Origin of the sequence: Rothia sp. HMSC066G07 (assembly GCF_001814485.1) — a bacterium.
Lineage (GTDB): Bacteria > Actinomycetota > Actinomycetes > Actinomycetales > Micrococcaceae > Rothia.
In genome coordinates this window covers 33,686-46,373 of sequence record NZ_KV816924.1, presented here as the reverse complement: position 1 = coordinate 46,373, position 12,688 = coordinate 33,686, and the positions used below count along the sequence as shown (strand labels likewise).

Below are 12,688 nucleotides of genomic sequence, written 5' to 3'. Positions count from 1 at the left end.
GCTTCTCGAAACACATGTGGCTTCTCGGCGGAATATGAGGATGCTAGTCCAGCAGTGCGTCCACGAATGCTTCCGGGTCGAACGGCGCCAGGTCGTCCGGACCTTCACCCAGGCCGATGAGCTTGACGGGAACGCCGAGCTCCTCCTGGATAGCGACCACGATACCGCCCTTCGCGGTGCCGTCGAGCTTGGTCAGCACGATACCGGTGACGTCCACGATATCGCCGAAGACCTTCGCCTGAACCATGCCGTTCTGGCCGGTGGTCGCGTCAATCACGAGCAGAACCTCGGTGACCGGCGCTTCCTTCTCGATCACGCGCTTGATCTTGCCGAGCTGATCCATCAGACCGGACTTGTTCTGCAGGCGGCCCGCAGTGTCCACGAGCACGGTGTCGACGCCCTGCTCCTTGCCAGCCTTCACAGCGTCAAACGCGACGGATGCGGGGTCGGCGCCTTCCTTCTCGGAACGCACGGTCTTCACGCCCACGCGGTCACCCCAGGTGGTCAGCTGCTCAGAGGCGGCCGCACGGAACGTATCCGCGGCGCCCAGGAGCAGGGTCTGACCGTCAGCGACCATCACACGGGCAATCTTACCGACGGTCGTAGTCTTACCCACGCCGTTCACGCCAACAACCAGCACCACGCCGGGGTTACCGTCACTGCCGGCAGTCTTCAGTTCACGGTCCATGTCGGGGCGAACAATCTTCACGAGCTCCTCGCGGAGCATCTTCTTCACCGCAGCGGGGTTGCTCGTACCCTCAACGCGCACGCGCTGCTGCAGCGCCTCCACCAGGCGGGTAGTCGGCTCAGAACCCAGGTCGGCAAGCAGCAGGGTTTCCTCGACCTCGTCCCAGACGTCCTGGTCGATGCGGTCGCGAGAAAGCAGAGCCAGCAGGCCCTTGCCGAGCATGTTGTTGGAGCGTGCCAGGCGGGCACGCAGACGCACCAGGCGACCCGCGGACGGGTCGGGCATATCAAGTTCAATAGCGCGAGGTGCCGAGCTTTCGGGTTCTTCTGCCGAACCGCCGGAGGCCTTAGCCGCCTCCTGGCGCAAAGACTGCAGGTCCGCGGTCTTCTTGGGTCGGCGCAGAACGGCGAAAAGCACACCGGCAATAACCAGTACACCCAGCACAATCGCGCAAATCATCATCATCGTTTCATTCACACTACTAGCTTACCGGTTTGGGCGGTTTGGCTGGTCGAGGTGACGCGCATGCCCGGCTGTCGGCGGAGTAGACTGGACACTGTTAAGTTTTTTAGCCGAACACATGGTTGACAGTTGCGGGTGGGGCCCGCGGCTGCCGCACGGCACCGCACGATTTCGAGGATGAACATGAGGAACCCTGCCAAAACACCGCCTGTTTTTGACCCGCGCACGATTGACCCGAACCGTGTGCCGACCGGCTTGAAGGTTCTGATTGCTGCCTCGTTCATGATTGCGGTGGGTTTTGGTTTGGTGGCACCGGTGCTGCCGAACTATGCGCAGAACTTTAACGCGACGGTCACGATGGCGACGATGGTGGTTTCTGCGTTGGCGATTACGCGCCTGATTTTCGCGCCGTCGGCGGGTCAGATGATTACCCGCTGGGGTGAGCGTCCGGTGTACACGATTGGCATGCTGATTGTGTCGGTGACGTCGTTCATGATTGCGTTTGCCTGGGATTATTGGGTTCTGCTGGGTTCGCGTGCGGTGGCAGGTATCGGCTCGGTCATGTTCACGGTCTCTGCGATGGGTCTGCTGGTACGCCTGTCCCCGGCGCATATGCGCGGCCGTATTTCGGGTTATTATGCGACGGCGTTCCTGCTGGGTAACCTGCTGGGCCCGGTGATTGCGAGCGCGCTGGCACCGTTTGGTATGCGTGCGCCATTCATTGTGTATGGTTTTTCGCTGCTGGCGGCGGGCCTGATTGTGTGGTTCTTGATGCCGTCGCAGGCGGCGCTGGAGGCGGAGCGCGACGCGATTATGGAGGCGGCGGCACTGGCTGAGGGTAAGGGCACCGGGGTGTTGCCGTCGGCGGCGCCTTCCCCTGCTGACACTCAGGCTGGCGCATCCGGTAAGGGCGCTAAGCCTGGAGATTCTTCGGGTAAGAGCGACCTGCCTGCGATGACGGTTCGTGACGCGTTGAAGTTTACGAATTACCGTTCTGCGCTGGTTTCGAACTGGGCGATTGGCTGGTCGGTGTTTGGTGTGCAGTCGTCGATTATTCCGTTGGCGGCGGCGTATTTGGCGACTGGTGGCGATATGTCGAATTCGGTTGCGGGTACTTTGTTGGCGTCTTTGGCGATGGCGACGAACTCGTTTGGTAATGCGTTGACGCAGACGTTCTCGGGTCGTTTTTCGGATCGTTTTGGTCGCCGTGTGATGGCGTTTTCGGGTCTGCTGTTGGCGGGTTCTGCGGTGACGTTTATGGGTTTCGCGCCGGTGGCGTGGGTGTTTGTGTCGTTGACGGCGTGTCTGGGTATTGGGGCGGCGTTTATGGGTCCGTCGATTCAGGCTGCGGTGTCTGATGTGATTGGTACTCGCCGTAGCGGTGGCCAGGTGTTGGCGGTGTATCAGATGTGCAGCGATTTCGGCATGATTCTGGGCCCGCTGGTGGCCGGTCTCATTGCGGATGCGTGGGGCTTCGTCCCGGCGTTTGTGTTGAGCGGCTTGCTGCTGGTGGCGGCGGCCTTCACGTGGGCTCCGTTCCAGAAGGCTCGCTGGCCGAAGGATATTGCGGACGCCGACTACACGGGCCGCTAAGCACTCTATAACATGTGAAAAGCCGGTGCCTGCTGCGAAGTAGGCACCGGCTTTTTACTTACCAGGCTTATGTTCGGGAAATAGATAAAGAAAATCCGACAGGATAACCCCAGAATCGGGTGAGCTGACCCGAGAAGGAAACTCCAGACCAACCCCTTCTATCACCGACCCGAGGCAAGCTAACTGGAGAAGGTACCCACGTACCAAGCATCTATCTCAACCAACCCGAGGGATAGGCGACCTAGAGGGCGTACCGGACACGCGAAGCGGGGGCTCCGTCCTCGAGGTGCCTCAGGCACCGATGAGGGGGCACTCCCCCGCTTCGTGTGTTCCGGTCGCCTTCTCTTAGCACCCCCTATCGGGTCACGGGCACCTGGGAGAATTCGCGCACGGTACCTTCGGGGTCGCCGGAACGAACCAGCGCTTCACCGATGAGGATTGCATCCGCACCGGCACCGGCGTAGGCGCGCACATCCTCGATGCCGGCGACACCGGACTCGGCAACCTTAATCACCGAGTCGGGCAGGTGCACTGCGAGGGATGCGTAGTGCTCGTTATTGACCTCAAGGGTCTTGAGGTTGCGCACGTTGATGCCCACGATCTTGGCACCGATGCGCTGGGCGACCTCAATCTCTTCGGGGGTGTGGGTCTCGACCAGGGCGTTCATGCCGAGCGACTCGGTGAGTTCCAGGAACTCGCGCAGGGTCTTCTCGTCAAGGGCCGCGACGATGAGCAGCACCAGGTCGGCGCCGTGCGCGCGGGCCTCCCAAATCTGGTACTCGTCGACGGTGAAGTCCTTGCGGAGTACGGGGATGTTCACGGCGGCGCGGACTGCATCGAGATCGGCGAGGGAGCCGTTGAAGCGGCGCTGCTCGGTAAGCACGGAAATTGCTGCGGCGCCACCTGCCTCGTAGCGTGCGGCGAGCGCGGCGGGGTCGGGGATTTCGCCGAGCGCACCCTTGGAGGGTGAGGAGCGCTTCACCTCGGAGATAATGCGTGCGGTCGTGCCGTTGCCGCCGCCGGGTACTTCACCGCGTAGGGAGGCAAGCGCGTCACGGGCGGGGGCGGCTGCGAGGGCGCGCTTCTTCATTTCTTCGAGGGAAACCTGCTGTACGCGGGCGGCGAGGTCTTCGCGGACGCCGACGATGATCTCGTCGAGAACGGTGCTCATGGTGTCTCCTTGGGTTACTTGGTGGCGTTGACGGCTGCGTCTGCGTCCAGGGGTGCCAGGCCGGAGGCGGTCAGCACGGCGCGCAGCGGGGCGGCGGACTTGTTGACGGTTTCGAGGGTTTCGGAGTCCGGGTTGGAGTCCATGACGAGGCCCGCACCTGCCTGTACGTAGGCGGTGCCTTCCTTGAGTACGGCGGTGCGGATGGCGATTGCCATGTCCATGTTGCCGGCGAAGTCGAAGTAGCCACATACGCCGCCGTAGACGCCGCGGCGGGTGGGTTCGTATTCGTCGATGAGCTGCATGGCGCGCGGCTTGGGGGCACCGGAGAGGGTGCCTGCCGGGAAGGCGACGCGCAGCACGTCGTAGGCGCTGAACTGCGGGTCGAGTTCGGCGCTGACGGCGGAGGAAATGTGCATGATGTGGCTGAATCGCTCAATAATCATGAACTGGTCGACGGATACGGTTCCGGGCTTGGCGATGCGCGAGAGGTCGTTGCGTGCCAGGTCGACGAGCATGAGGTGTTCGGAGCGTTCCTTCTGGTCGGCGAGCAGTTCCTCGGCGAGTGCGAGGTCTTCTTCGCGGGTTGCGCCGCGCGGGCGGGAACCGGCGATGGGGTGGGTGCTGGCGATGCCGTCCTTGAGGGTGACGAGCGCCTCCGGGGAGGAGCCGACGATGTGGAAGGGGGTGCCGTTGCTGTCTTCAAAGTTGAAGAGGTACATGTACGGCGAGGGGTTGGACTGGCGCAGTACACGGTACACGTCGAGTGCCTTGGCGTTGGTTTCGGCTTCGAATCGGCGTGAGAGCACGATCTGGAAGACGTCGCCGTCGATGATGTTCTTCTTGGAGCGGTCGATGGCGTCCTTGAAGCCCTGTTCGCTCCAGGTGAGGGTGACGTCTTCGCGGACCTTACGGTCAACGTCTGCCACGCCGGAGAGAGTGGAGGTGGTTGCGGTGGCGCCGCGCTGTAGGCGGCGGAGCATGCTGTGCAGGCGCGCGACGGCATCCTCGTAGGCGCCGTCAACGTTTTCGCTGGTGCCGTTGAAGTTGATGGCGTTGGCGACGAGCAGGACGGTGCCGTCCTTGTTGTCGTGAATTGCCATGTCGGAGACCATGTTGAGCGCGAATTCGGGCAGGTTCACGTTATCGGCGGGCGGGAACGGCAGGTGCTCCCAGTGGCGCACGACGTCCCAGCCGAGGTAGCCAACCAGGCCGGAGGTGAGCGGCGGCAGGGTCGGGTCGGGTTCGGTGTAGAGCATCTGCAGGGTCTTTGCGATGGCTTCTACGGGGTCGCCGTCGACGGGTGCGCCGGCGGGGGTGCGGCCCTGCCAGTGGACTGCGCCGTCAACGGTGGTGAGGGTGGAGCGGGAGGACGCGCCGATGAAGGAGTAGCGGTCCCAGGCTGCGGATTCGCCTTCTGCGGAGATTTTGGCGGATTCGAGCAGGAAGGTGCCGTGGGCTGCGTCGACGGGTTCGCCCTGGTCGTTTTGGAGTACGAGGGATCGGTAGATGCCGATGGGGGTGAGTGAGTCGGCGAGGATTTTGATGTGTACGGGAATGACGCGGGTGCCGGCTGCGCGGGCGCGGAATTCTTCGAGGCTGGGGGTGATGGTGCCCAAATCCTGCATTGCTGTACTCCTTGGTGTTGGTTTGGGAGCGCGTCGGTGCGCTGTGTCCCTTAGCTGCTGCGCGGGGTTTTTACCGGTACATGGGGTTTTACCGGTACATGGGGTACCGGGACATATGTTCCGGTGTGTATCTCTCTGGCGCATACTTGCCAGATCCATAGACGCCCGATAATGCCTGATAAATCCCGGTAAGCCCGGTGCGCGGGTTGTTTCAGTTTAACCGGTACTACGGCCCAGTTCCACGGTGAAGATCAGAACGTTCTCTTCGTGAAACTGAGCCGCGTACCGTTCAGCCGTGTTAGTTGCTGAACTGCTTGAGGGTTGCTGCGGTCTGCAGTGCCGCTGCGGTTGCCTCGTAGCCCTTGTCTTCGTTGGAGCCTTCCAGGCCTGCACGGTCGAGTGCCTGCTGCTCGTTATCGCAGGTGAGCACGCCGAAGCCGATGGGGCGGCCGGTCAGCACGGACACGTCGGTCAGGCCGTTGGTTGCGCCCTGGCAGACGTAGTCGAAGTGGGGGGTGCCGCCACGGATAACCACGCCGAGCGCGACGATTGCGTCGAACTTCTCAGCGAGGCGGGTTGCTGCGACGGGCAGCTCGAAGGTGCCGGGAACGCGCACGAGGGTCGGCTCGATGCCTGCATCGCGTGCTGCACGCTGTGCACCGTCGATGAGGCCGTCCATGACCTGGGTGTGCCAGCTTGCCGCTACGATTGCGAGCTTGAAGCCCTTGTAGTCTTCGGGGTTGAGGGTGGTGTCTGCTGCGCCTACGCCGCTCATTGTGTTCTCCTTGTGGGGTTCTGGGTTTGTGAAAAGTTTAGTTTGCAGGGGTGCCGCTACGCGCTTTTGAGCACGTGGCGCATGCGCTCACGCTTGGTCTGCAGGTAGTGAGCGTTCTCAACTCGGGCGGGAATTTCATCCGGGATGAGTTCGGCGACCTGCAGACCGAGGCTTTCGAGCGCCTCCTGCTTGGCGGGGTTGTTGGTCACGAGCCTCAGCTCGTTCACACCGAGTTCCTGCAGGATCAGTGCCGCCTGCGAGTAGTCGCGCATGTCGCCGTCCAGGCCGAGCGCCAGGTTCGCGTCGAGGGTGTCGAGTCCGGCATCCTGCAGCGCGTAGGCGCGGAGCTTGTTGACCAGGCCGATGCCGCGTCCTTCGTGGTTGCGCACGTAGATGAGGTACCCGCCGGTGCGGCCAATGATGCGCAGGCCGTTCTCCAGCTGGGGGCCGCAATCGCATCGGAATGAACCGAAAATATCGCCGGTGGCGCATTCGGAGTGGATGCGCACCGCGGGCGCTCCCCCGTCCTCGGCGGGTACGGGGGTGCCGTCACGGTCGAGAGCGCGGGCACTGATATGCTCGGCACCGTCTGCGAATCGCCAGGCGCGCAGACCAAACAGGCCCTGCGGGGTGGGTACGGCGACCTCTTCGGTGCTTTCGACCAGCAACGGGCTGGGGTTGGGCACCATGTCGAGGGGGCTGACTCGGTAGCCTTCAGCGAGCTGGGAGGCGATGCGCAGGGATTCGGCGCTGAGCTCTTCAGCCTGCGCCTCAACCGGCTCGACCAGGGTGCCCGGCTCTGCCAAGGTGACAGCCGCGGGGGTGCTCAGCTCTGCGGGAGTGCCTGGCGTTGCCTGGGTGTTAGGGGTTTCGCTCATGCGTTCTCCTACGCCTTAGCTACGTACTTGATGAGGTCTTCGATAGAGATCATGGGCAGGTTGTGCTCGGTTGCGAAGGCGCGCAGTGCGTCGAAACGCATCATGGAGCCGTCGTCGTGCACGACCTCGGCGATAACGCCCACGCCAGATAGACCCGCCGCGAGGGAGAGCTCCACTGCGGCTTCGGTGTGGCCGGGGCGCTCCGCCACGCCGCCGTCCACGGCGCGCAGCGGGAAGATGTGGCCGGGGCGGGTGATGTCCGCCGGGGTCGAGGATGCATCCGCGAGGATCTGCACGGTGCGTGCGCGATCTGCCGCGGAAATGCCGGTGCTCACGCCGGATGCCGCATCGCAGGAGACGGTGTATGCGGTGCCCTTGGGATCCTCGTTGTTGGTGACCATGGGCGGCAGGTTCATCTCGTCGGCACGCTTGTTGCTCAGGGGTGCGCAGACCACGCCGGAGGTGTAGCGGATCATGAAGCCCATCAGCTCGGGGGTTGCGTGCTCGGCGGCGAAGATGATGTCGCCTTCGTTTTCTCGGTCTTCATCGTCAACGACGACCACGGCGCGACCTGCTGCGATAGCGTCCACTGCGGTCTGCACGCTATCAAGGACGCTTGCAGCGTCGGCGCGACGCGGCGCAACCTGCTCACCGGAGTGTGCAGAGTCAGCCTGGGGCACGCCTGCGAACGCGGTCAGACGCTGCACGTACTTAGCGAGCGCATCGGTCTCAAGGTTCACGCTGTCGCCGACCTTGAGGGCGCCGAGGTTGGTTGCCTTCAGGGTTTCGGGAATCAGGCCGACCTCGAACCATGCGGGGGTTTCGCCGGGCTCAGAAACGGCGGTGACGGTCAGGGACACGCCAGAAACAGCGATGGAGCCCTTCTCAGCGAGCAGGGGTGCCAGTTCGGTGGGCAGGTTGAAACGCAGGGTGCTCCACGCCTCGTGCGCGGTGACGGATGCGAGGGTACCTACCGCATCCACGTGGCCCTGCACGACGTGACCGTCGAGGCGGCCACCGGCGGGCAGGCAGCGCTCCAGGTTGACGGTGTCACCGGGGTTCAGGTTGCCGAGGTTGGTGCGGCGCAGAGTCTCACCCATCGCGTAAGCGCGGAACTGGCCGGGTTGCAGCTGGTCGAGGTCGATAGCAGTGAGGCATACACCGTTGACGGCGAGGGAGCCACCGTGTTCGAGGTCGGCGACGATGTCTCCGGCGTTGAGGGTCAGGTAGGCTGCGTCGCTACCTTCGATGGGGGTGATGGATTCTACGGTGCCGAGGGCGCCAATGATTCCGGTAAACATGTGTGCTTTCCTTTTCTCGCCGTGTCCGCCGGGGCGTCGTCGTTGAGGGCGACGGGCGGCGATGGTTTGTTCGTCGGTATAACTATACGTATTTTTCGAATATTCCCCGTGACGGGGAGCTTTTGTGCCAGCATGCGAACCAGCCGGTACAAACTAGCCGGGCTCCGGCGGGGGCTCCTTGAGGTGCTACTCCCCCGCCCGCGCTCAACCCAAGGGAGACTAGCCCAAGCGGATGCTAGTCCAGCCGCGACTAGTCCAGCCTCGGCTAATCTAATCTCGGTTCGGGCGCGTGGCAGGCGTCCAGCTTCGGCAGGGTGCGCCGCTCACCCGGTTCTTGCGCCGTTCCACGAGGTGCCGGCACCAGGTGGGTTGCGGTGTCGTTGCCGAGCACGCGCACCGCCGGGAACATTCCCAGGTCGTCCAGTTGCAGGCGCGGCGCCTGCGCGAGGGTGTCCACGAGCAGACGGTACACGGCGCTCTTACCCTGCCCCATGATTATGGGGGCGCGGTACCAGACCATCTCGTCGATGAGGTCTTCACCGGCGAAGAGGCCGACCATGCCGGGTCCGCCCTCAATCATGAGGTGCCGCACCCCGCGGGCGTACAGCTCATCGAGCAGTTCACGCGGGTCGTGGGTGAAGACCTGCAGGAAGTTCTGCGGGTCCGCCTCCACACCTTCGGGCGGGTTGAGGCCGCGCACGCGGTAGTTCTCGGTAATCTCGGTTTTGCCCATGACCACGCGCAGCGGCTGCTTCTCGAAGCGTTCACCGTTGGCGTCGCGCGCGTCCAGGGTCGGGTCGTCCATGAGGGTGGTTCGGGTGCCGATCATGACGGCGTCGGCGCGGTGACGAATCAGGTGCCCGTCAATGCGCGCGGCGGGTCCGGTAATCCACTTGCTCGTGCCGTCAGCTGCCGCAATGAACCCGTCCAGGGTGGAGGCGCTCTTTGCGGTAATGAAGGGGCGGCGTTCGGCGGCGGCAATGAACCAGCGTTCGTTCAGCAGGTAGGATGCGTTCGCGAACTCCTCCATGGCGTGCACGGTGACGCCCTGCGAGCGCAGGTAAGCGGCGCCTCCGGCGGCGTTTTCGGTGTCGTCGCTGTAGGCGTAGTAGAGTTCGCTAATGCCCGCCTCGGCGACGGCGTGGGAGCAGGGGCCGGTGCGTCCGGTGTGGTTGCAGGGCTCCAGACTCACGTACATGCGGGTGCCGGTGAGGTCGGTTCCCGCGGCTCGGGCGGCGGCGAGGGCGTCGGCTTCGGCGTGCGGGGTGCCTGCGCCTCGGTGGTAGCCCACGTGCAGCAGGTGCCCGTGCGCGTCAGTGATGACGGCGCCGACGAGGGGATTCGCGCCGCGAATACCCTGGCGTGCCGCCTGCAGTGCCAGGGTCATGGCTTCTGCGTGGCTGAGCTCCTGCTCGGGGCTGGGCAGCTGGAGGGTGCGTGCGGCGGGCAGCCCGGCGAGGTGGCCGTACTCCGCGGCAGAATAGTCCACATCGTTGCGCGGCGAAGATACGCTCGGGGTGACGGTTACGGGCAGGTGCGCGCTCGCCAGCACCTGCTGCGAGGGGTTCTGCGGCATTTATGCACGGCCCTTCTGCACGTCGGTTACTTCAACGGTCACGTCGGGGAACTGGGTCTGTACCTGGGTCTTCTGCGCCTCCAGGTTGCGGGTGCGCCACCAGACGAAGAAACCAACCAGGGTGAAGCACCCGTAGAACACGTACATGAAGGAGGTCGCGTAGTAGCCTGCACTCCACAGCAGCGGCACGCCGACCAGGTCGACGGCAACCCAGATGAGCCAGAATTCAACCCAGCCGCGCGCCATGCCGTAGGTGGCGAGCAGCGAGCCGGTGAAGATCCAGGCGTCGGACCAGACGGGTTCGTAGGAGCCGAGGGCGCGGAAGATGGGGGTGAGCAGCAGGGTGCCTGCAACCATGGCGACAATCAGGCCTGCGCGTTCGGTGTTGGTAGCCCACTTGGGGATTACCGCGGCACCTTCGGAGGCGTCACCACCGGCGGCGCGAGTGGCGCGCCAACGATGCCAGCCCCAGATGGACACGGCAATAAACATGATTTGGCGGCCTGCCTGGCCGAGCATGGTGACGGGGTGCGGGCTACCGACGAGGGCGCCTAGGAAGACGGTGAGGAGTAGCAGGTTGCCGAGAATGCCGACGGGCCACGCCCATACTTTGCGTCGCATGCCGCCGAGCGCCGATGCCAGGCCGAATGCGTTTCCGAGAACTTCGCGCACGAGGAGGGACTGATCCCCCACGTGAATTTGTGCGTCGAAGAGCCACCGCAAGATGTCCATTGCTTCTTTCCTCTCTGAGTTGGACCGTGTGTCGGATGCGCTGTGTGCGCATCTGCGGCGGCTCCGGGGAGAGGAACAGAAAAGGGCGGCTACCGCGGGCATCTTATGGAGTGCCCGATTTATGGGTGCCCGGTATCCGTGGTGAGGCGGTACCGGCGAATCAGCCAACCGTGGCTGAAAACCGTGGCTGAAATCAGAGGCTGCGGTCGAGGGGAATAACGTACCGGCACCTACGAAAGGTGCCTCTCCCCTGCTACACAGAAAGCTACTGCTCTCTTAAACAACTGCATTGGGTGCGCGGTGCAAGCTGTCCCAAGGTTTCTCGGGAGGCTCGGCGGAGCGCACTCCTGCCTTTTCTGCTCGTGCTACCTTCCATCCAGACTGTACTGTCGGCACCGGATTTTCACCGGTTCGGCCTCTCTTGCGGGCGGGCTTCTCTAGCGGAGTCTTGCATCCTGCGCGGATGCGAAGATTCGTACGATTTTTTGCCTGCCTGCGAGAGTGGTTCGCGGGCTGTGACCGCCGGTTCGGAATTTCACCGACCCCGGAGCACGATGTTGATACTGATTATGCCACAGTGCACGCCGGGGGTTTAATTTGTTTTCTCTGGGATAACTTCCGTGACAAGATGACGTTTTATGACTGTACTCTCAGCGCGTCTTCAAGACCCTCTCAACAAGCCCTCGCGATAGTCACTTGCGGGACCGTTTTGGAACCCGATTCTTCAAGTTTTCGGGGATGATTTATCACGGTTTCATAACGGTGGAGAGCACCAAACAGACCAAAGAGTTATGAGGACCTTCTGAGGGGTTACCCAGAACACATTGAACACCCGTCAATACCTTTATGACAAGGAATTATAACAATAAGGTTAAATTATTGGTTTAAGGTTTACTCCAGGGGTGATTTAAGGTTATTCTTATCTACAGGAGCTCCCATCACCGATAAACCGGTTCCGTTGAGAGCGACATGATTCGGACCATCCGAGCACTCACATCAAACCCTTAAGCTTCTGCCATTTGAAGCTGGAAGACTACTCCGTGGACTGCATTCTTTGGATAGTTTTCGACGCAGCATCTGCGCGCACTAAACTGCGCGGTTTATGCGGCACACGATGCTGAGGTGCTTCACCATCGGGAGGCAACCACACCGAATTGTTTTCTCAACGGAACCGGCGTGGGAGCTCTTCCGAATAAACTTCCGGAAGAACGCGTAACGTGCGCCTTTGTATACCTGTACGAGGGGGCGTTGTGCGTGTCAAACGGCCATAAGCTCCCGTTCTTCTGTCGTCGCCTACCGTGGTGCGCGATGGAGGTTACGGGAACCTTGCGGGATGGTTGATCCCGCGCGCTCTGCATTGTCTTGTGGAGTGTGGTGTGTTTGGGTGGCGTATTCGCAGTGCCGGAGCGAATACGCCACCCGTTTTTAACGTGTAAAACCCTGCACACCCCAAACTCAGGCGAGCTGCGCACGAAACTCAGCCCCAGACCAGCCCTACTCAATCCAAATTTTGGCGAGCTGACCGAATGCCCTAACCCGGTACCAAGCATCTATATCTACTCCCCCGAGGGGTAGGCGACCTAGAGGGCGTACCGGACACGCGAAGCGGGGGCTCCGTCCTCAAGGCGCCCCAGCGCCGCAGAGGGGGCACTCCCCCGCGAGCGGCGTCCGGTATGCACTTTCCAAACAACTAACCCACGGAAGCCGCACTCCCCCGCGAGCGGTGTCCGGTACAACCTCTCAAACAACTAACCCGCAAGTAAAACTTCATACGCAAACAGGGTCGCCTACGATAGACATCTATCGCAGGCGACCCTGTTTATTGCTAACCCTATAAAGGGCGTGTCGGTAATGCGCAGCGGGGGCTCCGTCCTCGAAGCGCCCCCA

At 62.6% G+C, this 12,688-nt stretch carries 9 protein-coding genes and 1 riboswitch; of the genes, 1 reads left to right on the top strand and 8 read right to left on the bottom strand.

Features of this window, described 5'->3' with window-relative positions:
• Positions 1–43: 43 nt before the first annotated feature.
• Complete coding sequence (gene ftsY / locus HMPREF2971_RS03955; RefSeq protein WP_049354759.1) at positions 44–1,153, bottom strand: signal recognition particle-docking protein FtsY; 1,110 nt, start codon at positions 1,151–1,153, stop codon at positions 44–46.
• 180 nt (positions 1,154–1,333) lie between these two features.
• Between ftsY and HMPREF2971_RS03950 the strand changes: the two genes are divergently transcribed.
• Positions 1,334–2,743, top strand: coding sequence for an MFS transporter (locus HMPREF2971_RS03950; protein ID WP_070691486.1), 1,410 nt, complete (start codon positions 1,334–1,336; stop codon positions 2,741–2,743).
• A 355-nt stretch (positions 2,744–3,098) separates the two neighbouring features.
• Here the strand turns inward: HMPREF2971_RS03950 and trpC are convergent, their stop codons facing one another.
• From trpC to pnuC, 7 genes are all read right to left on the bottom strand, one after another.
• Complete coding sequence (gene trpC, locus HMPREF2971_RS03945) at positions 3,099–3,914, bottom strand: indole-3-glycerol phosphate synthase TrpC (RefSeq protein WP_070691483.1); 816 nt, start codon at positions 3,912–3,914, stop codon at positions 3,099–3,101.
• 14 nt (positions 3,915–3,928) lie between these two features.
• Positions 3,929–5,539, bottom strand: a complete 1,611-nt coding sequence (locus HMPREF2971_RS03940; protein WP_070691481.1) for an anthranilate synthase component I — start codon at positions 5,537–5,539, stop codon at positions 3,929–3,931.
• 298 nt (positions 5,540–5,837) lie between these two features.
• Positions 5,838–6,314 (bottom strand): 6,7-dimethyl-8-ribityllumazine synthase, encoded by a 477-nt coding sequence (ribH, locus tag HMPREF2971_RS03935; RefSeq protein ID WP_005506244.1) that lies wholly within the window; start codon positions 6,312–6,314, stop codon positions 5,838–5,840.
• 56 nt (positions 6,315–6,370) lie between these two features.
• Positions 6,371–7,192: a GTP cyclohydrolase II gene (locus HMPREF2971_RS03930; RefSeq protein ID WP_141755852.1), complete on the bottom strand. Its 822-nt coding sequence runs from the start codon at positions 7,190–7,192 to the stop codon at positions 6,371–6,373.
• Positions 7,193–7,200: 8 nt separating this feature from the next.
• Positions 7,201–8,493, bottom strand: a complete 1,293-nt coding sequence (gene ribB, locus HMPREF2971_RS03925; protein ID WP_070678048.1) for a 3,4-dihydroxy-2-butanone-4-phosphate synthase — start codon at positions 8,491–8,493, stop codon at positions 7,201–7,203.
• Positions 8,494–8,758: 265 nt separating this feature from the next.
• Positions 8,759–10,069 (bottom strand): bifunctional diaminohydroxyphosphoribosylaminopyrimidine deaminase/5-amino-6-(5-phosphoribosylamino)uracil reductase RibD, encoded by a 1,311-nt coding sequence (ribD, locus tag HMPREF2971_RS03920; protein WP_070691479.1) that lies wholly within the window; start codon positions 10,067–10,069, stop codon positions 8,759–8,761.
• Positions 10,070–10,801 carry a nicotinamide riboside transporter PnuC gene (gene pnuC / locus HMPREF2971_RS03915; RefSeq protein WP_070691476.1) on the bottom strand — a complete coding sequence of 244 codons (732 nt, stop codon included), beginning with the start codon at positions 10,799–10,801 and terminating at the stop codon, positions 10,070–10,072.
• Between the two features lie 358 nt (positions 10,802–11,159).
• Positions 11,160–11,358: riboswitch (FMN riboswitch) on the bottom strand.
• Positions 11,359–12,688 lie beyond the last annotated feature (1,330 nt).

Bases quoted from the DNA above. Each gene is read 5' to 3' on its own strand.
- ribH (WP_005506244.1), bottom strand. From the start codon at position 6,314: ATGAGCGGCGTAGGCGCAGCAGACACCACCCTCAACCCCGAAGACTAC.
- HMPREF2971_RS03930 (WP_141755852.1), bottom strand. From the start codon at position 7,192: ATGAGCGAAACCCCTAACACCCAGGCAACGCCAGGCACTCCCGCAGAG.
- HMPREF2971_RS03950 (WP_070691486.1), top strand. From the start codon at position 1,334: ATGAGGAACCCTGCCAAAACACCGCCTGTTTTTGACCCGCGCACGATT.
- pnuC (WP_070691476.1), bottom strand. From the start codon at position 10,801: ATGGACATCTTGCGGTGGCTCTTCGACGCACAAATTCACGTGGGGGAT.
- ftsY (WP_049354759.1), bottom strand. From the start codon at position 1,153: ATGATGATGATTTGCGCGATTGTGCTGGGTGTACTGGTTATTGCCGGT.
- ribD (WP_070691479.1), bottom strand. From the start codon at position 10,069: ATGCCGCAGAACCCCTCGCAGCAGGTGCTGGCGAGCGCGCACCTGCCC.
- trpC (WP_070691483.1), bottom strand. From the start codon at position 3,914: ATGAGCACCGTTCTCGACGAGATCATCGTCGGCGTCCGCGAAGACCTC.
- ribB (WP_070678048.1), bottom strand. From the start codon at position 8,493: ATGTTTACCGGAATCATTGGCGCCCTCGGCACCGTAGAATCCATCACC.
- HMPREF2971_RS03940 (WP_070691481.1), bottom strand. From the start codon at position 5,539: ATGCAGGATTTGGGCACCATCACCCCCAGCCTCGAAGAATTCCGCGCC.